This window comes from Aquimarina sp. KJ22-3 (assembly GCF_055808215.1).
Map to the genome: position 1 here is coordinate 1017736 of NZ_CM147859.1, position 19384 is coordinate 1037119.

18 protein-coding genes and 2 tRNA genes are annotated in these 19384 nt (G+C 36.8%); 8 read left to right on the forward strand and 12 right to left on the reverse strand.

Translation table 11 applies throughout. From position 1 onward, the window contains the following. Nucleotides 1-106: 106 nt before the first annotated feature. Both AC0L3Q_RS04270 and AC0L3Q_RS04275 read right to left on the reverse strand, forming a co-directional pair. Nucleotides 107-2740, reverse strand: a complete 2634-nt coding sequence (locus AC0L3Q_RS04270) for an AsmA family protein (protein WP_473285432.1) — start codon at nucleotides 2738-2740, stop codon at nucleotides 107-109. A 90-nt stretch (nucleotides 2741-2830) separates the two neighbouring features. Continuing rightward, nucleotides 2831-3538, reverse strand: coding sequence for a queuosine precursor transporter (locus AC0L3Q_RS04275; RefSeq protein WP_473285434.1), 708 nt, complete (start codon nucleotides 3536-3538; stop codon nucleotides 2831-2833). 108 nt (nucleotides 3539-3646) lie between these two features. Between AC0L3Q_RS04275 and folK the strand changes: the two genes are divergently transcribed. Next, complete coding sequence (gene folK / locus AC0L3Q_RS04280) at nucleotides 3647-4777, forward strand: 2-amino-4-hydroxy-6-hydroxymethyldihydropteridine diphosphokinase (protein WP_473285436.1); 1131 nt, start codon at nucleotides 3647-3649, stop codon at nucleotides 4775-4777. Here the strand turns inward: folK and AC0L3Q_RS04285 are convergent. Both AC0L3Q_RS04285 and AC0L3Q_RS04290 read right to left on the reverse strand, forming a co-directional pair. Continuing rightward, entirely contained in the window at nucleotides 4774-6057 is a 1284-nt protein-coding gene (locus tag AC0L3Q_RS04285) for a dipeptidase (RefSeq protein WP_473285437.1), read from the reverse strand. The two genes, folK and AC0L3Q_RS04285, sit on opposite strands and share 4 nt — an antisense overlap. Nucleotides 6058-6091: 34 nt before the next feature. After that, the gene (locus tag AC0L3Q_RS04290) at nucleotides 6092-6631 is read right to left on the reverse strand and encodes an RNA methyltransferase (protein ID WP_473285439.1); all 540 of its coding nucleotides are present in this window, start codon (nucleotides 6629-6631) and stop codon (nucleotides 6092-6094) included. Between the two features lie 149 nt (nucleotides 6632-6780). Here AC0L3Q_RS04290 and mutS point away from each other — a divergent pair, with 149 nt between their 5' ends. From mutS to AC0L3Q_RS04310, 4 genes are all read left to right on the forward strand, one after another. After that, entirely contained in the window at nucleotides 6781-9408 is a 2628-nt protein-coding gene (gene mutS / locus AC0L3Q_RS04295) for a DNA mismatch repair protein MutS (RefSeq protein ID WP_473285441.1), read from the forward strand. Nucleotides 9409-9503: 95 nt separating this feature from the next. Then, nucleotides 9504-9575, forward strand: a tRNA-Gly gene (locus AC0L3Q_RS04300). Nucleotides 9576-9597: 22 nt separating this feature from the next. Continuing rightward, nucleotides 9598-9683: transfer RNA gene (locus tag AC0L3Q_RS04305), tRNA-Leu, on the forward strand. A 291-nt stretch (nucleotides 9684-9974) separates the two neighbouring features. Further along, nucleotides 9975-12194 (forward strand): TonB-dependent receptor, encoded by a 2220-nt coding sequence (locus tag AC0L3Q_RS04310; protein WP_473285443.1) that lies wholly within the window; start codon nucleotides 9975-9977, stop codon nucleotides 12192-12194. A 242-nt stretch (nucleotides 12195-12436) separates the two neighbouring features. Here the strand turns inward: AC0L3Q_RS04310 and AC0L3Q_RS04315 are convergent, their stop codons facing one another. Continuing rightward, complete coding sequence (locus tag AC0L3Q_RS04315) at nucleotides 12437-12889, reverse strand: hypothetical protein (RefSeq protein WP_473285445.1); 453 nt, start codon at nucleotides 12887-12889, stop codon at nucleotides 12437-12439. Nucleotides 12890-13090: 201 nt separating this feature from the next. On the opposite strand from AC0L3Q_RS04315, the gene AC0L3Q_RS04320 reads away from it, so the two are divergent. Beyond that, nucleotides 13091-13312 carry a hypothetical protein gene (locus AC0L3Q_RS04320; RefSeq protein ID WP_473285447.1) on the forward strand — a complete coding sequence of 74 codons (222 nt, stop codon included), beginning with the start codon at nucleotides 13091-13093 and terminating at the stop codon, nucleotides 13310-13312. Between the two features lie 130 nt (nucleotides 13313-13442). Continuing rightward, entirely contained in the window at nucleotides 13443-14570 is a 1128-nt protein-coding gene (locus AC0L3Q_RS04325) for a pentapeptide repeat-containing protein (RefSeq protein WP_473285449.1), read from the forward strand. Here the strand turns inward: AC0L3Q_RS04325 and AC0L3Q_RS04330 are convergent. From AC0L3Q_RS04330 to AC0L3Q_RS04340, 3 genes are read right to left on the reverse strand one after another with little or no spacing between them, the layout of a single operon-like run. Further along, nucleotides 14560-14982, reverse strand: coding sequence for a hypothetical protein (locus tag AC0L3Q_RS04330; protein ID WP_473285451.1), 423 nt, complete (start codon nucleotides 14980-14982; stop codon nucleotides 14560-14562). The two genes, AC0L3Q_RS04325 and AC0L3Q_RS04330, sit on opposite strands and share 11 nt — an antisense overlap. A 2-nt stretch (nucleotides 14983-14984) precedes the next feature. Then, entirely contained in the window at nucleotides 14985-15248 is a 264-nt protein-coding gene (locus AC0L3Q_RS04335; RefSeq protein WP_473285453.1) for a hypothetical protein, read from the reverse strand. Nucleotides 15249-15298: 50 nt separating this feature from the next. Beyond that, nucleotides 15299-15694 (reverse strand): methyltransferase domain-containing protein, encoded by a 396-nt coding sequence (locus tag AC0L3Q_RS04340; protein WP_473285455.1) that lies wholly within the window; start codon nucleotides 15692-15694, stop codon nucleotides 15299-15301. Between the two features lie 71 nt (nucleotides 15695-15765). Here AC0L3Q_RS04340 and AC0L3Q_RS04345 point away from each other — a divergent pair, with 71 nt between their 5' ends. After that, a complete protein-coding gene (locus AC0L3Q_RS04345; RefSeq protein ID WP_473285457.1) occupies nucleotides 15766-16335 on the forward strand; it encodes a nitroreductase family protein in 570 nt (189 codons plus the stop codon). A gap of 56 nt (nucleotides 16336-16391) precedes the next feature. Here AC0L3Q_RS04345 and AC0L3Q_RS04350 read toward each other — a convergent pair whose 3' ends face one another. The 4 genes from AC0L3Q_RS04350 to AC0L3Q_RS04365 form a co-directional block, all read right to left on the reverse strand. Beyond that, nucleotides 16392-16721: a hypothetical protein gene (locus AC0L3Q_RS04350; RefSeq protein ID WP_473285459.1), complete on the reverse strand. Its 330-nt coding sequence runs from the start codon at nucleotides 16719-16721 to the stop codon at nucleotides 16392-16394. A 165-nt stretch (nucleotides 16722-16886) separates the two neighbouring features. Then, nucleotides 16887-17660, reverse strand: a complete 774-nt coding sequence (locus AC0L3Q_RS04355; protein WP_473285461.1) for a TIGR03915 family putative DNA repair protein — start codon at nucleotides 17658-17660, stop codon at nucleotides 16887-16889. A 15-nt stretch (nucleotides 17661-17675) separates the two neighbouring features. Beyond that, nucleotides 17676-18938 (reverse strand): putative DNA modification/repair radical SAM protein, encoded by a 1263-nt coding sequence (locus tag AC0L3Q_RS04360; RefSeq protein WP_473285463.1) that lies wholly within the window; start codon nucleotides 18936-18938, stop codon nucleotides 17676-17678. Continuing rightward, nucleotides 18928-19308, reverse strand: a complete 381-nt coding sequence (locus AC0L3Q_RS04365) for an endonuclease domain-containing protein (RefSeq protein WP_473285465.1) — start codon at nucleotides 19306-19308, stop codon at nucleotides 18928-18930. Before AC0L3Q_RS04365 ends, AC0L3Q_RS04360 begins: the two co-directional genes overlap by 11 nt. Nucleotides 19309-19384 lie beyond the last annotated feature (76 nt).

The following is a 19384-nucleotide window of genomic DNA, read 5'->3' on the forward strand; positions in this document are numbered from 1 at the left end:
TGAAATTTATTGTTTACAGCATACAAGAGTTATCCACAATAATCAGATTATTGGGAGAATGTTTTCAATCTAAAAGAGGTATTGTTATATCGCTATTATAACGAAATCAATTACCAGTCTTTGTACTGTCTTTTTTCTTTTTCTTTCCCAAAAAGCCGCCAAGAATATCTTTTGCTGTGTTTTTAAGGGCGTCCTCTGTATTGGTTTTTGTTTGTGTAGAGTCGGTTTGTTTTTTTGAACCTCCCAAAAGATCTGAAATTACTTTTTTCCCTTGTCCTACCAGTTGTTCTTTTGCCTTATCTTTTTGTTTGCTAATCAGGTTTTGTGTAAACTGTTTGATACCTTGTTGGGCGTCTAGGTTTACTTTAGGATTTGTGAAATTTCCGGATATGCCAACAGGGAGTTGCACAGTTGCAGCGTTCGCCTCTTTTGGGTTAAGTTGCGATAATAAACCGCTAACCTCATTTCCAAAGTATTTTGCAGGAACATCAAGCGTTAAGTTGTAGCTCATGCTTTGATCAAAACTGTGGTTTCCTCCAGCAGTGATTTTAATACCTTCTACTTCAAAATCAAAAGGTTTTACTTTTATGTTTCCATCTTCAAAACTAAGATTGGTTTTGATATCCTTTAGATTCAGCTTGTCTAGTTGTACAAAGTTCATCTTACCATCCAGTTCTGATAATAATGGTGTTTTGGCAGTAGATACTTTTGCATTTAGGATTTCTGCCAATGCCTTCCCTTTTAAAGAAGTGAGCACAGGAGTAAGATCGCTATTTAATTTTCCGTTTAAATTAATTTGAGTGGTAAGATCTCCGGTAAGGGCACGTGCAATTGGGGCTAATCCTTTAATTAACTCGAGATTATTGAAAGATTGTGCGATATCAATTTTACTTAAATCCAAGGCCATATCAAAAACAGGAACTTCAGATTTTGTGGACACATTACCATTGAAGGCTAAACCGCCATCAAAAATATTCGAAGTTACATTTTGTAAATACGCGGTTTCATCTTTAATTTTTACAGTCCCCTTGGCATTGGATAAGGTCAAATTATCATAAATCACTTTTTGGGTGTCAAAATTAAGTGTGGCATCCAAAAAAGAAGGGATTTTCATGGTTTCATCCTCGGAAGCTGTTTCGTTGGTGTTCTCAGTTTCTGAAGTACCGGTTTCTGGCATCATAAAATCATTAACCGCAAAAGTGTTTGAAGAAACATCAAAATTTCCTTTCAGATCTTGTTTGGCAAATAAGAACCCCATCAGATTGTCAATGGTTCCTTTGGCAGAAAGGTCAGATTTCCCTGTAGTGACCTCCATTTTTTCTAAAGAAATGGTTTGAGGATTGAAGCTCACATCTGCATTTTGAATATTGATGGTATTAGGAAGCTCTTCAGAAGCATAAGAAAAACCAGATATACTTGCGGTTCCAGAACTTTTGACATTTTGATACTGCTCTTTTTCCAGCGATTCCATATCAAAACGGGTTTGAATATTGGCATTAACAATACCATTGATTTTTTCTTCCAATTCCAAAGGATATGCTTGATCCAGATGAGCAAGATTTAAAGTTCCTTGCATTGCCATATCTACGATCATATTTTGAGTAAGGTTTCGTAAACTCCCTTTGGCAGCAAAAGTGTCCTGATCAATTTTAAAAGTTAGATTTCCGATTTGGATGTAGGTGTCATCAACCAGTCCTGTCTCATTCTTTATTTGCGTGTCAATGTTAATGTTGCTTACACCTTTTGGCAAGTCAGGATACTTAAAAGAAGCGTTGTGAGATACAATTTTAATATCCATTTTTGGGATATAGGTGTCATCTGCTTTTCCTTTTATCATACCATCAATTGAAAAATCACCACTAGTAGTTACTCCGTCCAGGTTTTTGGCATAGGTTTCTGGGATCACCGCCAAGAAGTTTTTGAAATCCGAAGTTGGTGTTTTAAAACTTAGATCTACATCAGTATGTTTTTCGGAAGTTTGCACATACCCGGCAAACTCTAAGGGTAATCTATTGATCAATGCTTTGTTTTCTTTGAAGGTATATTTTTGATTTTTTAAATCTAGTTCTAGTTGCGCATCGAGTTGTACCTTGTTTTTGTCTAAATATTGCGTGTCATCTAACCCAAAAGAGACTTCAGAACTGGTTTTTGTATCCAAAATTACTTTTTCTCCAGAAACAGAACCATCACCGCTATGATTTAAATGTGTCATAAGCAGATGTGTTTTACTCACATCATCCTGATATAAAATCTTACCATCATTAATCTCATAATGTTCTAGCGCAAAAGTAAAAGAGCTGCCATCTTCTGTAGGCGTTTCTTCGGTTTGAGAGCCTTCAGTCTTGGCAATATCAAAATTAGAACGACTCAGAGAATCTGTTTTGATAGCAATATTGGCTTCATCGATAATTATCTTTTGAACACTAATCGGTTCTGTAGCGTCTTTGAACAATTCATTAACGGCCATATCCAGTGCTATTCGTTTTGAATAGGCCAAGGTATCTCCTTCAAAAGGTGCGTAATTAATCACCGATAGATCATCTATGACTACAGAGGCCTGAGGGAAACTGCGAAGCAAACTAATATCGATATTAGCAAAATCGACCTTTGCATTTACGTGCTGATTGATAAGATAGCGTACTTTGTCTTGTATCGTTCCCTTAAATAAAAAGGGTATGGCAATAATTCCAATAATGCCGAGAAGAATGACGATACCGAATATTTTTAGGGCTTTTTTCATGCGTTCATGTAATTAGATAATTGAGCCGTATAAAATAACGGTTTACAAAGATACTATGTTGCTTTTTTAAAGTTAACTATTTGTTAGATTTTATACTTCTAACTCTACTTCACCACCAACACCTAGCTTAAATCGCTTACGTAAAAAATAAACCGCAGCATATAGAAGGGGTGTATCCAAGGCAGCCACCAAAATTTTGAAAAGGAAACCGTTGAGCAATAGTAGTCCAAAACGGTCCCAACTTATAATGCCTGTGGAGCATAACAAAAGTAATACCGTTGCTGTATCGATCAATTGAGAAGAAAAAGTAGAGAAGTTATTGCGCAACCATAAATGTTTTCCTTTGGTAAATCTTTTCCAAAAATGATAAATCTGGATATCGACATATTGAGCAAAAAGATAAGCCATCATCGAGGCAAAAACGGCTATTGCAGTAGCACCAAAAACAGTTTTGAAGGTTTGGTCATCGATAGGAGACCAGGACGTAGCTGGCACAGCTCCCGATACCGAAACAATGAGTAAGGAAAAGAAAGAAGCAAATATTCCTGCAGTAACGATTTGATTGGCTTTTCTCTTTCCGAAAATTTCGCTTATGATATCCGTAATCAAAAAGGTGATGGGATATGGCAAGATACCCACAGAAACCTCAAAAGTATAGATCCCAAAAAAATCCCAATAAAAAAACTTCTGAAAAATTAAATTAGACGCTACCAAAGAGGAGATGAATAATGCCCCGAGAATAAGGTAAATCCTAAAAGCATCTCGTTTATCTTTAGGATTTAATATAGTTTCGTTCAAAATAAAATAGTTAATAATACTTCATGCAATAGTAGCATGAAGTGATTTTGTTTTGCTTAATTTGCCTTAAAAATAAGGAGTTCTTCTTAGATTAATAAATCTCTGCTGTTGAAAACATCACATCTTGTTCATATATCATTAGGAAGTAATATAGGAGATCGTATTGATTTTCTTCAAAAAGGCGTAGATGCTATTTTTGAATCTATCGGCAATGTTATCGCTATTTCAAACGTGTATCAAACACCTTCCTGGGGGTTTGATAGTGAGGATTTTTATAATGCTTGCATTACTGTAGATACTTTTTACACCACCCAAGAGGTTCTAGATTTGTTATTAAAGATAGAGACGGAATTGGGGAGGAATCGAGCAGCAGATCAAAAAGGGTATCAAGCAAGAACCATTGATTTGGATATTTTGCTATCCTCAGAAGGGATCATAAAAACCGAACATCTTCAAGTACCACATCCTGCAATGCAAGATCGAAAGTTTGTTTTGGAACCTTTGGCAGATATTGCGGATAATGCAGTGCATCCTGTTTACAAAAAAAGCATTGCTAAGCTGCTTGAAGAAGTAAACGATGATTCACAAATCGAACAAGTTTCAGAAAAGATAATTCCTCCAAAGAATGCGTATAATTTGTCTCAATTTCAATACCTCACTATTGAAGGTAACATTGGAGCGGGTAAAACAAGTTTGGCACAGTTGATCTCTAAGGAGTTTAATGCAAAGTTGATTCTGGAGCGATTTGCAGATAATCCATTTCTTCCTAAGTTTTATGAAGACATGGAACGATATGCTTTTCCGTTGGAGATGTCTTTTCTTGCGGATCGCTATCAACGGCTTCAGGACGATATTGCACAATTTGATCTTTTTAGTGATTTTGTGGTTAGTGATTACGATGTGTTTAAATCATTAATTTTTGCTAAGGTTACTTTGCAGGATGATGAATTTGCTTTGTATAAGAAAGTATTTGACCTCATGTATCGCAATCTAGTGAAGCCCGGTTTGTATATTTACCTTTATCAAAATACCGAAAGACTATTACAAAATATCAAAAATAGAGGTAGAGATTATGAGCAAAAGATCCCGCCAGAATACTTGAATAAAATCAACCAGGGGTATTTGCAATTTATTAAATCTCGTACTGATTTTAATGTAAAAATCATTGATGTTTCCGAACTGGATTTTGTGGAAAATCGAACGGATTTTGTAAAAATACTACAAGAGATTTGCGATTAGCTTTTTTGAAGCTCTTGGGCTACTGTTTGCACTTCGTCCAGAACACGAAGTAAGTTGCCGCTCCATAGCTTTTCGATTTCTTCTTCTGTATATCCTCGTCTTACCAATTCTAGAGTGACATTAAAAGTTTCTGAAGCATCGCTCCATCCTTCGATACCGCCACCGCCATCAAAATCAGAGCTAATACCTACATGGTTTATCCCGATTTTCTCGACCAAATAATCAATGTGATCTACAAAATCAGCCACATCTACAGCAGGAGGAAGATCTTTCATTGTTTTTACTTTTGCTCGTCGAACCGCTGCCATCGTTCCTAAAAAGTCATAATATTTTTCTTTTTCTTCGCTACTCAGTTTCATTACTTCCTCGCGTTCTAGCCAGGTTACTCCCATAGAATCCGCGATCTGTTTTGCTATTTCCACGTCTTTTATCACTCGTTTTTCAAACTTTTCTGTGTTTAAATACGAAGAAAAAGCTACAGTTTGCACAACACCACCATTGTTTTTGAGCCATTCGAGTTGCTCATCGTCAAGATTTCTGCTATGATCGCAAAGCGCTCTTGCCGAAGAGTGAGAGGCAATGATAGGAGCTTTAGAGAGTTCGATCATTTGGCGCATGGATTCTTTTGAAGGGTGAGAGACATCGATCATCATTCCGTACCTATTCATTTCTGCGATCACTTCTTTGCCCAGTTCGCTCAGGCCATTATGTAGCCATACATCATCTGCTTCTCCGGTATTCGAATCGCAAAGCTGACTATGCCCGTTATGCGAGAGCGACATGTATCGAGCACCAAGATCATAGAATTTCTTTACATTGTTAATATCGGTTCCTACAGGATAACCATTTTCAATACCGATCATCGCTACTTTTTTCCCTTTTTTATGGATGCTACGAACATCATCAGAAGTAAGTGCTAATTCCATTTGATCTGGAGCTATAGAATCTACGAGTTTGTGAATGGCGTCAAATTTTGACATTGCAATTTGGTGGGCTTTTTTATAACCATTTGCGGTTAAAGAATCTTGACCCGTGTACACGATTAACCATGCTACATCTAATCCTCCTTTGTCCATCTTGGGCAAGGTGATCTGGGTGTTTAGATCTTGTGTGTAGTTTGTTGTGCGAGTAAAATTTTTCACATTGATATCACAGTGGGTATCCAGAGTGATCACTTTACTGTGTATTTCTTTAGCTCTGTTTAGTAGTTGTTGATCCTCAGACTCTTCTAAGGGTTTGGTTTCTTGTTTACAAGAAAAAGAAGTAAAGAGAAGAGACAAATGAATGGTGTGCTGTATTTCATGAGTGAGTGTTCTAGTTCACTCTAAACTTACAAAACAAATCCCAGATTACCACTCCTGCGCTTACCGAAATGTTTAAGGAGTGTTTGGTTCCAAATTGTGGAATTTCGAGTACAGTATCACTTGCCGAAACCACTTCTTGTTGGACCCCCTTTACCTCATTTCCAAAAACAAGAGCATACGATTGATCAGTTTCTGGGATAAATTGATCCAACATTTCTGCGTTTTCTGCTTGCTCTATAGACAGTATTTTGATGCCTTGCGATTTCAAGGAAGTGATCAATTCTATAGTGTCCTTGTGGTATTCCCAACTCACGGTATCGGTGGCTCCCAAAGCTGTTTTCTGAATGTCCTTATGCGGTGGAGTGGCGGTAATACCACATAGGTATATTTTTTGGATCAGAAAGGCATCTGCTGTTCTGAAAACGGAACCAATATTATTCAGACTCCGGATGTTGTCCAAGATGATGATCAATGGAGTTTTGTCCGAAGATTTAAACTCTTCTATGGTTTTGCGATCAAGCTCGCGGTTTTTTAGTTTTCTGTTTTTCATCCCTGCAAAAATATTATTTATTCGTTAGATGTAATCATGGATAGCAGAGAAAACGAATTGTGAATAAAATTGAATAACTCGTTATAGGGATATTTCAAAAAAAATGGAGAATAGCTACTTTAGCATGGTTCACATAATTACAATTTTGAATGGCAGGAAAGAGCGGAAAGAAAGTAACTCCATTAATGAAGCAATATAATGCGATCAAGGCAAAATACCCTGATGCATTATTATTATTTAGAGTAGGAGATTTTTATGAGACTTTTGGAGAAGATGCGATCAAAACAGCAGCCATTCTCAATATTGTTTTAACCAAAAGAGGAAACGGAAGCGAGCAGGAAACGGCATTAGCGGGATTTCCACACCATTCGTTGAATACCTATTTGCCCAAATTGGTAAAGGCTGGAGAACGCGTTGCTATCTGTGATCAGCTCGAAGATCCTAAGCAAACCAAAACAATTGTAAAAAGAGGGGTTACAGAATTGGTAACTCCAGGAGTGGCTCTCAACGATGAGGTGTTACAAAGTAAAACCAACAACTTTTTGAGCGCCATTCATTATGGAAAAAAGGAGCTTGGGATTGCATTTCTGGATGTATCTACGGGAGAATTTTTGACCGCTCAGGGAGATGTTGCGCATATTGATAAGCTTATCCAAAATTTTAGCCCCAGCGAGGTGTTGGTTGCTAAGCAAAAGAAGAAAAACTTTTACAATGATTTTGGCGAATCTCATCATTCTTTTTTTCTCGAAGATTGGGTGTTCAAAACCGATTATACAACCGATACCCTAAATGATCATTTTGGTACTGCATCCTTGAAAGGATTTGGAGTGCAGGATTTGCAAGAGGGAATCATCGCTGCAGGAGTTATTCTGCATTATTTGGGAGAAACGCAGCATCACAAATTACAGCATATCACCGCAATCCAGCGTATTGCAGAGGATCAATATATCTGGATGGATCGCTTTACCATCAGAAACCTTGAGTTGTACCATGCAAATGCTGCCAATGCAGTTACTTTGTTGGATGTGATTGATAAAACGATTTCTCCAATGGGAGGGCGTACCTTAAAAAGGTGGTTAGCTTTACCGCTCAAAAATGTAAGTGCAATACAAAAAAGGCATGAGGTGGTACAATACTTTTTAGATACTCCTTCACTGCATCAAAAAATACAACATCAGATTAAGCAAATAGGAGATATCGAACGCTTAATTTCTAAGGTGGCTACCGGAAAGGTAAATCCGCGAGAGGTAATTCAACTCAAGAACTCTTTGGAAGCTATTGTGCCGATTAAAGCGCAGACGGTAGCAAGCGATAATGAAGCGCTAAAAATTATAGGAGACACCCTTAATGATTGCGAATTGTTGCGTTCCAAAATCAAAGAAACTCTTAATGAAGAAGCACCGGTAAATGTGCTGAAAGGGAATACCATTGCCGATGGATACTTGGATGAATTGGATGAACTAAGAACAATTGCTTTTTCTGGGAAAGACTATTTGGACAAGATGTTAGAGCGCGAGTCTGAAGCTACCGGAATCACCTCTTTAAAAATTGCATCCAATAATGTTTTTGGATATTACATTGAAGTACGAAATACGCACAAAGATAAGGTGCCGGATACCTGGATACGTAAACAAACTCTGGTAAGTGCAGAACGCTATATCACCGAAGAGTTAAAAGAGTACGAAGCCAAGATTCTTGGTGCTGAAGAAAAAATCTTAGCGCTAGAACAGCAGCTGTTTAATGATCTGGTGATTTGGATGAACGAATACATAAAGCCTGTGCAATTAAATGCAGCCTTAATCGGTCAATTGGATTGTTTGTGCTCGTTTGCTCTATTGGCGCAACAAAATAATTACGTTCGACCGTTGATTGATGATCATTTTGATTTGGAGATCAAAAATGGACGCCACCCTGTTATCGAAAAGCAGTTACCACCGGGAGAGTCTTATATCGCTAACGATGTTTCTTTAAATCGAGATACGCAGCAAATCATAATGATTACCGGACCTAACATGAGTGGTAAATCTGCGATCTTACGTCAAACTGCGCTGATCGTTTTGTTAGCACAGATGGGATGTTTTGTTCCTGCAGAAGAGGCAAAAATAGGTGTAGTCGATAAAATCTTTACCAGAGTAGGGGCAAGTGATAACATTTCTATGGGAGAATCTACTTTTATGGTAGAGATGAATGAAACGGCTAGTATATTGAATAATATTTCTGATCGAAGTTTGGTATTGCTCGATGAGATTGGTAGAGGAACCAGTACTTATGATGGGATTTCTATTGCCTGGGCGATTAGTGAATTTTTGCATGAACATCCCGCGCGTCCAAAAACATTGTTTGCAACCCATTATCACGAGTTGAACGAGATGTGTGAGACTTTTGGTCGGATAAAGAATTATAATGTAGCTGTCAAAGAGTTAAAAGATACGGTCCTGTTTCTCCGAAAATTAGTTCCGGGAGGCAGTGAGCATAGTTTTGGGATTCATGTAGCTAAAATGGCAGGAATGCCTCAGCAAGTACTGCATCGTGCAAATAAGATGCTTAAAAAGCTCGAAAAGTCGCATAGTAGTGAAGAGCTTACTGATAAAATTAAAGGAATACAGGAGGAAGATGAGTTGCAGTTAAGTTTCTTTAATATGGATGATCCCTTGCTTGAAGAAATTAAGGAAGAAATTCTAGATATTGACATCGATACGCTTACTCCTGTTGAGGCTTTGATGAAGCTTAATGAAATTAAACGCATGTTAACCAGGAAGAAAGCTTCTCAAGTGTAAATTTTTTTATTCTTTTTGCTAAAAAGACTTTGGTATTATTAGAATTGTATTAAATTTGCATCCGCAATAACGAATTGCGACGTTCATTAAAGATTGCGAAAGTAGCTCAGGGGTAGAGCATCACCTTGCCAAGGTGAGGGTCGCGGGTTCAAATCCCGTCTTTCGCTCTGAGATATACATAAAGTCCATGCTGAAGTGGTGGAATTGGTAGACACGTTGGACTTAAAATCCAATGGACAGTAATGTCCGTGCGGGTTCAAGTCCCGCCTTCAGTACAAAAGCCTCGTAAATGAAATATTTACGGGGCTTTTTTTGTTTCCTCGATTAAGAAGAGTTTTTTATTGTAACACGAATTTACATAATCTGTGTAAATGTAAAAACCAACTTTCTTTTTTCTCGTATATAATCATGCAACCATGGTAAAAACAAAATTTACCTGTTGTGGAAGGAGCTTTTTATAGAGTGTGAAATTAAACTTATAATTTTGTTAATGCGATATCGTCGCATTAAAGGATTCTCTACATTTGGCCCCAAATTTAATAAACAAACCTTAAATGAGATTATAAATGAAATTACTCTTTTCATCCATTTTACTTTTATTCCTTAATCACTCGATTCAGGCTCAAATTCTAACGGGAAAGGTGGTAAATCAAAACCAACAGCCTCTTAAAGAAGCTTATATATTAAACAAAGCAACGGACAAACATACACATCCTAATATACATGGTAGTTTCAGCTTAAAAAATGTGTCCGTAGGAGATACCTTAATCTTTTCTTGTGTAGGATACCAAGGAGAAGAAGTGGTTATAGAAGATCCTGGTATTCCTTTGGAGATTGTGTTATACCCTGCAGCTATTAATTTGGACGAGGTGGTGATCACTCCAGAGGTAAATTCTCTTCAACTAATTAGTGATATTGATGTACAAACAACTCCGGTTAACTCTTCCCAGGATATCTTGCGAAAAGTTCCTGGTTTATTTATTGGACAGCATGCAGGTGGGGGAAAAGCAGAACAAATCTTTTTACGTGGTTTTGATATTGATCACGGGACAGATATTAATCTTACCGTTGATGGGCTACCGGTAAATATGGTGTCTCATGCTCATGGGCAGGGATATGCCGACTTGCATTTTGTAATTCCTGAGACTATCGAAAATGTGGATTTTGGAAAAGGACCTTATTATGAGGACAAAGGAAATTTCACTACCGCTGGATATGTAGATTTTAAAACCAAAGAAACCTTAGGTAATAGTACCATCAAGTTAGAAGGAGGGCAATTTGATACCTATCGTCTTTTAGGAATGTTTAATGTATTGAATACTGCAAAACACAATGCCTATGTAGCTTCAGAATATCTATCTACAGACGGTTTTTTTGACAGTCCGCAAAACTTTGATAGAATTAATGTTTTTGGAAAGTATACGGGTTTTGTTAGCGAATATGATAAATTGGGCTTTACCATCTCTCACTTTACAAGCGAGTGGGATGCATCCGGGCAAATTCCGCAACGAGCAGTAGACAGTGGCTTAATTTCTCGATTTGGAGCCATTGATGACACAGAAGGAGGAAATACCTCTCGTACCAATTTTTCTATGAATTACGATAAGATTTTGGATGAGAAATCTACGTTGAAGAGTAATTTATATTGGAGTGCTTATGACTTTGAATTGTATTCCAATTTTACTTTTTTCTTAGAAGATCCTGTAAACGGAGACCAGATCAGACAAAAGGAGGATAGAAATATTTTTGGGTTGAATAGTGAATACCAAAGATCATTTTCTACAGATAAATTAGAAGGAACATGGCAAGCCGGAATTAGCTTAAGAAATGATCAGAGCAAGGACAATGAATTATCACGTACTTTAAATCGAACGGGAACTTTGGAGCAAATCCAGTTGGGAGATATCAACGAAACTAATGTTGCAGGCTATCTGGGTGCAAATATTAATTTTGATAAGTGGACGTTTAATCCTTCCGTACGGGTTGATTATTTTGATTTTAAGTATAACGACAGGTTGTTAGATGCCTACCAAACTCAAGAAGAGACCAAGGCAATTGTAAGCCCAAGGTTAAATGTGTTTTACAATCCATCAAAGCGATTACAACTTTATGCAAAGGCCGGAAAAGGATTTCACTCTAATGATACACGAGTGGTGGTTGCTCAGCAAGGAGAAACGATACTACCATCTGCGTTGGGTGCCGATGTAGGATTTGTTTGGAAACCTACTTCCAAAATGCTATTGAATGTTGCGTATTGGTATTTGTACTTAGAACAAGAGTTTGTTTACGTGGGAGATGCGGGTATTGTGGAACCTAGTGGAGAAACCGAACGCCAGGGAATAGAGCTTAGTTATCGATACCAGATTTTGCCATGGTTATTTTGGAATTTGGATACCAATTATACATATGCTCGATCTATCGAAGAACCTTCAGGTCAAGATTATATCCCACTGGCACCAGACTTTACCTTGTCTAGTGGACTTAGTATTATTCACAAATCAGGATTGTTTAGCAATATTAACGTAAGGCATATCAATGATCGTCCTGCAAATGAGGACAACTCTATTTTGGCAGAAGGTTACACCGTTACTGATCTAAGTGCAGGGTACCGTTGGGATAAACTCAGTTTAGGGATTCAAATACAAAACCTATTTGATGTTGAATGGAATGAAACTCAATTTGCTACTGAATCCCGTTTACAAAATGAAGCTCAATCTTTCGAAGAAATTCATTTTACTCCAGGGACACCGTTCTTTCTTAAGGCAACATTAGAATATAATTTTTGAGAATAGGAGATACTGGGGAATTTGATCCTGTTCTTTATAAAATTGTCAATTTTGCAACAAAAACGGGGTATTTTTAAGCACTTTTTGCTTTTGACGCGTGCTTTTTGTTAATTTGCAATAAGGGAAATTTTGATTATTGGGATTAGCCAAAGATATTCCGTATTCAAAGTCCTTATATGCCCTGAGGTTTTCTCAGGGCTTTTTGGTTGTATATACTTCTTAATACTATAGATAAAAGTTATCTATTTAATGATGAGTTCTTTAAACTTTACGGTGGGTTTGAGACTTATGATTTCTACCGGATGTTTATTGCTTAAGTTTTTGTTGATTTTAGACAACTCAACCTGATCTTTTAGTGTTCTTAAATCGGCTTTGGGATATTTTTTGATCAGTTTTCTTAGATATTCGGTTACTGCGGGTTTGATCTCAGTGGCATTAAGATCTTCTATAGTTTTTTCTTCAATAGTTTCTTCGGCGGCTCCTTTTACGATAAATCGATAGATGACATTTAGGTTTACCTCTTGTTGATCCGAAGATTGAGCGGTGGTTTCATACAGATAAAATAAGGTGTCTTTGATGACTACACCAGCTTCCTCTTCTGCAGACGAGGAGGTTGAGGTAGTTCCTTTTTCGTTTTTACCACAGGAAATAAAAGTCAATAAAATGAGTATGCTATAAAAAAATACATTTTTCATAGAAGCTTTGTATTTGGTTGGATCTATTACAAAAGTAATAAATAAGAAGGGTAAATGTCAATTCCTCAAAAAACGATGAAATGTGTTTTTTATCGAAAATCGTAGATTAATTAGGACTCAATTTCTTTTTTTATGGTTTTCAAAAGTACTTTAATACCTCTTAACCGCATTTCCCATCGGAAAGTTCTAAAAATCAACAAGATGAAAGAGGGTTTGAGCATTGCCGAAATAAGATTGATTATACGAAACCTGATTACGTTCATTGTGGTTGAGGGTAAAGAGTATGTGAGTGACGAGCTTAAAAGGGAATATGTAAAAGGATATGTGCATCTACTAATCAAAATTGTGAATCAGATTGATGAAGAAGAAAAATCCTCACTGGTCGAAGATATCGCTAGTGATATCTCAACGTACTTAAATTAAGCTCAGTATTTGTTGGATGCCTTTATGTTTTGAAGAAAGCCTTTTTTATCCATGATAAATCAGGCTTTCTTTTTTTATGTCATAATATCTTTTATATCTTAAGCGTTTAAAATCCAAATCCCCTAGACAAGTGAACAACGAACAAGAATATATCGAAAGGTTAAAAACCGAAAACAAGATTCTTCAGGATAAACTTGATAAGATCAATCAAGGAAAGCAAAAGAAGAAAAGATTTAGGCTATGGTTGCTCAAAAAATCAAGTACTCCACTCTTTGGGAAACGTCTTAAAAAGAGCATTAGCAACGCAATTAATGAGTATAAAGAGTATAAAACGGTATCTGTAGATACAGTTTCTGATGTTTCTTCTAGTGTGATATGGAGAGTTACTCGTATAGGATTGTTTGCGTTTATGGTAGGAGTAATTCCTGCTGCGGTTTTAATTTTTCAAACCAAACTATTAGTCAATCAGAATAAACTGATCACCAGTCAAAATAATTTGGTCGAGGCAGATAGAAGATCCTCTTTGGTTTTTGTAATGGGGGATGTATTGGCTGATCTGAATGAAGAATTAAAATACAAAGGATCTGGTGGCCGTAATATTAGTAAGACTCTAGAAGCTCGAATTATTGGATTATGCATGGCCATGAAACCTTATCAATTTATAGAAGATGGTGAACTGATCGAAACACCAGTCAGTCCAGAAAGAGGTCAATTACTATTCAGTATTTTGAAAAGTGACTTGGGAGCAGAATCATCACAGGATATCCTAAACTCTGCAGATTTTGACTATACCTATCTTAAAAAAGTAAATTTAGGTTCTGGGGCTAACCTGAAATACGCACGATTAAACTATGCGAATTTCTCTGAAGCACAAATGCCTGCTTCTAATCTCGAAAGAGCAGAACTTAAGGAAGCGGAAATGAGTAAAATTAATCTTTCGGATGCGAATCTAAAAAGGTCTAAACTACATCAGGCAAACCTTAAAAGAGCGGAGCTCTTAAGTGCAGATCTTACCCATGCCAATTTGTACGGAGCAGACCTTACAGGAGCAGATCTTTCTGAAGCTACTTTATGGGGGGCTAAATTTGATAAAGCCAAGCTAACCGATGCTATTTTGGATAATGCCATTGTAGATCGTCAGGATTGGATTGATTATATCGATGATACCTGGGATGTAGAAGGTGCTGGTGATATCGCCAGTAGATACCGAGTAAAAAAGCAAGGCAAACAACAATTTGTTCTTGTTCCTAAAAAATAAGTCGGTGTACTTTGGCTACCAACCAATTCCCGGCAGGGAAATACAATGCAAAAAATAAGGCCATTCCTAAACTGAAGTTTTGTGGGCTAAATAGTTGATCCAGTATGTTGTTTGGATAAGCATAAGAGGTTTGTAACCAATATCCCAAAAATTCTAAAATACCCATAGCAACCAACCCGTATGCGTATTGATGAAAAAAACTGTATTCTTTGAGCAGTATAGAAATGGGCACCATATATAAAATATAACACGTTATGACTTGCCACCAATACGAAAATCGGGCAATTTCCATTTCTGCACCAAACTGATTCATACCTAACCCCCAACCGAAATATATCACGATATAAGTGAGTAAAAGTGTTTTAGGAGTGCTTTTCAGAGTTTGTAATTGAGTTGCTAAAAATTGTTTCATGTTTATGAGGGTAGATCAAGGGTTGCGATCATTCTGAAAAAAGGTTTTTTCCGCACAATATAGTCTTCTACGTTTCCTTGCCGAATGATCATTTCAAGTTCTTTTTTGGTAAATGCTCTTTGAATTGCGAGTAATCCATCTTTTTTTGCCATTTCTGAAATGGGGAGAAGACGGCTAGCAATTTTAAAGAGAACATAAGCTGTAGGACTTCGATACAACTCACTAAAAATAATATGTTTTACGTTTTTTGACTGAATTTTTTTCAAAAAATCTGCAAGTTTTTGATTATCAAAATGATATATAAAATGACTGCTAATTAAGATATCACATTCTGGAATTTCAAATGTAGGAGAGAGGATATCGGCAACCAAAAACTGTATTGAAGTTTGGCGGGGGTATTTTTTTTAGCAAACTCGATACTTTTAGGGTTTCCATCAATTCCCGTATATGATGCGTCAATATTCTTTTGTCGTAGTTTTTTGGACAGGTAATGTAAACTGTCTCCACCACCACAGCCCAAGTCAACGATACGAATGTTCTCTTTGTACTTCTTACCATTGCAATACTTCAATACTGATCGGGTTAGCTGTCGATGATTTCCAAAAATCGAATTGATGGTTCCTAGGCTGGATAAAGTGTCATCAAGTGCTTTGCCAGAAAGTGATAGGTCATCTAATTGTTCAGGAATGTTTAGTCTAACTTTTGGATTCACAATGGGTATTTAACTAAGTATTTTAGAATTGGTCTAAATAATAGTGGTAACTTTACAGAAAACAAAATTGTATGAAGGATATTAGTGAACTTATTAAAAACAGGAGGTCCGTTTTTCCTGCACAATATAATAATATTCCAGTTTCAGACAAGCTAGTCAATGAACTTTTAGAAAATGCGAACTGGGCTCCTACACATCGATTAACCGAACCTTGGCGATTTAAGGTGTTAAGAGGAGAGGCCAAAGATCGATTAGGAAAATTTTTGTCAGATACCTACACAGATATTACTCCGGATATTGATTTTTCACCTTTTAAACACAAAAAAATTATTAATAATTGCAAATCTGCCAATGTTATCATAGCGATATGCATGCAAAGAGATTTGAAAGAAAGGGTGCCGGAGTGGGAAGAGGTAGCATCAACGGCTATGGCAGTGCAGAATATGTGGCTGACCTGTGCTGCTCACGAGGTGGGCTGTTATTGGAGTAGCCCAAAACTGATTGATTATCTAGGAGAATTTTTTGACTTTGAAGAAGGAGAACGTTGTCTAGGATTGTTTTATGTTGGAAACTATGACAAACAAGAACCTTTAGAATCGAAAAGAGAACCTATAGCAAACAAGATCCAATGGTTGGAATGAAAATAAAAAAGCCATCTCAATGTGAGATGGCTTTCGTTTTAATCTTATAACAGTAATTACTGTTTTTGTTTTAAGGCGTCCTTTACCGCATCTGATGCTTTTTCGGTACCTTCTTTTGCAGCGTCTTTCGCAGCGTCTACAGCTTCGCCAGCAGCATCCTTTGCAGCGTCTACAGCTTCATCAGCAGCATCTTTTGCAGCATCTACAGCTTCATCAGCAGCGTCTTTTGCAGCTTCAACTGCTTCACCAGCAGCCTCAGTTGCAGCTTCAGTAGCCTCGGTTGCAGCTTCAGTTGCAGCTTCTTCTGCTTTATTAGCAGTTTCTCTACAAGATGTTACCGATACAGCGAACATTAGAGCCAAAGCTCCTAGAAAAAAATTTTTCATAATAAATAGATATAGTTAATTGGTTACTTTAACGTCAAACATAGTGTTTTATTTCGTTTTTTTGAAAATATTGGTGGGTAAAAAATCCACACTTTATGATTAAAACAGCCTGTTTTTTGAGGCATTTTCACGAGTAAACTCTTGTAAATAGAGTAGAAAAGAAGATTATTGAGGTTTTTTTTCAGTTAGGTATTTCCAATACCTTTTGGGGAGGTGTTGAAGATGAAGTTTGGTGTTTTTTCTGGATTTGATATTTACATTTTTATAATAGGTATCCCATAATTGTTGGAATTCACTTTCTTTATCATCGTAGTTGTCTGATATCTTTTTGAGTATATGCTCTTCTTTATCCTCAAAAGTGATGGTGTCTACCGAAATTAAATCATAAAAGATTCCATACTTCCGTTTCATATCAAAAATTAACCACTTTTGATCTGCATATCGATCTTTAAAATGGTTGATGATTAATGGTAATACATTGAAGTCGGGCTCTACCGTTGAAACATAAATTTGATCGGTGGTCAATTGAAATCTTACAAAAGCCTCCATTCTATGTTTTTCCCGATCAACCATTCGTGCTACCTGACTAATTTTGAGAATATCTTTATTACTGAAATCAATGTCTTTAGAGGGGTCATTTTTAAAAGTATGCTGCATGTACCTCAATAATGTGTTCTCTACCCCTTTAATTTCACTCAGAAAAACCTTGAAGACATCTTTTTGCTCTTTAGGAGTTGTTTTCTTGCAAAACGCTTTCCATACTCTTTTGGCTCTCTCCGCATCAGTAAATACAGTTTCGATGGTGGCAAAAAAATCAGCATTACTCTGAAATTCTTTTTGAATTGTCGGAGTTGAGATTTTTTGTTCGTATACGACAAATACACAACTTAAGAACCCATCAAAACTTCCGTCGTATTGTAAATTTGTAGTTGGATTCATAAGCTTCGATCTTTTTTAGGAGAATAGACTTAATTGTCCATCAAAATACTTTTTATACTTTGTACTGCTATTTTTAAGTATTTTTTGCTTCAGGGTTTCCGGAGCATATTCTTTGGTGTAGAAGTCTTTTGAATCACAAACAATAAAGTATTGGGCCCGATTAAGTGCAATACCAATAGCTTTCAGGTGTGACCAATTAAGTCGTCTAAATTTTCTTGCCTGAATAATTTTTGAAACCGAAGTCATCCCTATTCCTGGTACTCTTGCCAACATGCGTTTATCCGCGGTGTTGACATCAATAGGGAAGTGCTCAAGGTTCCTTAAGGCCCAACTTAATTTGGGGTCGATATCCAGATCCAGGTTTTGATGTTGGGAATTAACGATCTCCTGAACAGAAAATCCATAGAACCGAAGTAACCAATCGGTTTGATATAATCTGTTTTCACGAAGCATAGGGACCTGAGAACCTAAAGATGGCAATCTAGCATCAGATAAAACAGGTACGTAACCAGAATAATATACACGACGCATATTAAACTTTTTGTAGTAATATGTAGCAGATCGAATAATGTCCCAATCACTTTCTCCCGTCGCTCCTATAATCATTTGGGTACTTTGTCCGGCTGGAGCGTATCTGGGGGTGCTTCTAATGATTTTTCGTTCAGATTGGTATTTGGTAATTTCGGTACTTACCTTATTCATAGGTTTAATAAAATCCTCATGTTTCTTTTCTGGAGCTAGCAGTTTTAATCCAGAAATAGTGGGGATTTCAATATTTACGCTTAATCTATCGGCATACAAACCCGCTTCGCGCATGAGCTCATCACTGGTTCCTGGTATGGATTTGAGGTGAATGTATCCGTTGAAATTTTCTTCTAATCGAAGCTTTTTGGCAACCCGAATTAGGCGTTCCATGGTATAGTCGGCATTTTTGAAAATCCCGGAACTTAAAAACAACCCTTCGATATAATTTCGTCGATAAAAATTGATGGTAAGATCTACTACTTCCTGAATTTTGAAAGCCGCCCTTTTTATGTCATTACTTCTTCTGGTCACGCAATATGCACAATCATAAATACAATGATTGGTCATTAATATTTTTAATAGCGATACACAGCGACCATCTTCGGTATAGCTGTGGCAAATACCCATGCCTGTGTTGTTTCCTAAGCCTTTGTTGGTGTTCGCTCTCTTGCCTCCACTACTGGCACACGAAACATCATATTTTGCCGCGTCTGCTAGAATAGAGAGTTTTTCTTTGATGCGATCAAACGACATAAGGCGTGTTCGAAGATTTTATTTGTTGTCTGATCGTTCTCAAGATTTCATCAATATCTACCAATACCTGATGATCAGTAAATCGTAAGACAGTTATTCCTAACGATGAAATAAACAATTTTTTAGGTGCATCCAGATTGTAAATATCTGTAAACTCGTGAGCGTAGCCATCAATCTCTATAGCAATACGGAGTTTAGGACAAAAAAAGTCGAAGTGATATCTTCCTATGGTTTGGGATTGTAAAAAGTGATATCCCTTTTCATTCAACTTTTTTTCTAAACTATGAATTACTTCAAGTTTATTGTTCAAGGAATGCTTAATGATTTTTTCAGGGACTTTTTGATGTAAAGCGATGGTCTGTGTTGACATGGGTGGTATGTTTAGTAGTAATTTTTCCAAATTTATGGAAAAATTCCATATAATTTAAAATTTATTTATGTTAAAA

Bases quoted from the DNA above. Each gene is read 5' to 3' on its own strand.
- AC0L3Q_RS04320 (WP_473285447.1), top strand. From the start codon at position 13,091: ATGAAAGAGGGTTTGAGCATTGCCGAAATAAGATTGATTATACGAAAC.
- mutS (WP_473285441.1), top strand. From the start codon at position 6,781: ATGGCAGGAAAGAGCGGAAAGAAAGTAACTCCATTAATGAAGCAATAT.
- AC0L3Q_RS04330 (WP_473285451.1), bottom strand. From the start codon at position 14,982: ATGAAACAATTTTTAGCAACTCAATTACAAACTCTGAAAAGCACTCCT.
- AC0L3Q_RS04310 (WP_473285443.1), top strand. From the start codon at position 9,975: ATGAAATTACTCTTTTCATCCATTTTACTTTTATTCCTTAATCACTCG.
- AC0L3Q_RS04270 (WP_473285432.1), bottom strand. From the start codon at position 2,740: ATGAAAAAAGCCCTAAAAATATTCGGTATCGTCATTCTTCTCGGCATT.
- AC0L3Q_RS04315 (WP_473285445.1), bottom strand. From the start codon at position 12,889: ATGAAAAATGTATTTTTTTATAGCATACTCATTTTATTGACTTTTATT.
- AC0L3Q_RS04355 (WP_473285461.1), bottom strand. From the start codon at position 17,660: ATGAATCCAACTACAAATTTACAATACGACGGAAGTTTTGATGGGTTC.
- AC0L3Q_RS04345 (WP_473285457.1), top strand. From the start codon at position 15,766: ATGAAGGATATTAGTGAACTTATTAAAAACAGGAGGTCCGTTTTTCCT.
- AC0L3Q_RS04365 (WP_473285465.1), bottom strand. From the start codon at position 19,308: ATGTCAACACAGACCATCGCTTTACATCAAAAAGTCCCTGAAAAAATC.
- AC0L3Q_RS04360 (WP_473285463.1), bottom strand. From the start codon at position 18,938: ATGTCGTTTGATCGCATCAAAGAAAAACTCTCTATTCTAGCAGACGCG.
- AC0L3Q_RS04290 (WP_473285439.1), bottom strand. From the start codon at position 6,631: ATGAAAAACAGAAAACTAAAAAACCGCGAGCTTGATCGCAAAACCATA.
- AC0L3Q_RS04350 (WP_473285459.1), bottom strand. From the start codon at position 16,721: ATGAAAAATTTTTTTCTAGGAGCTTTGGCTCTAATGTTCGCTGTATCG.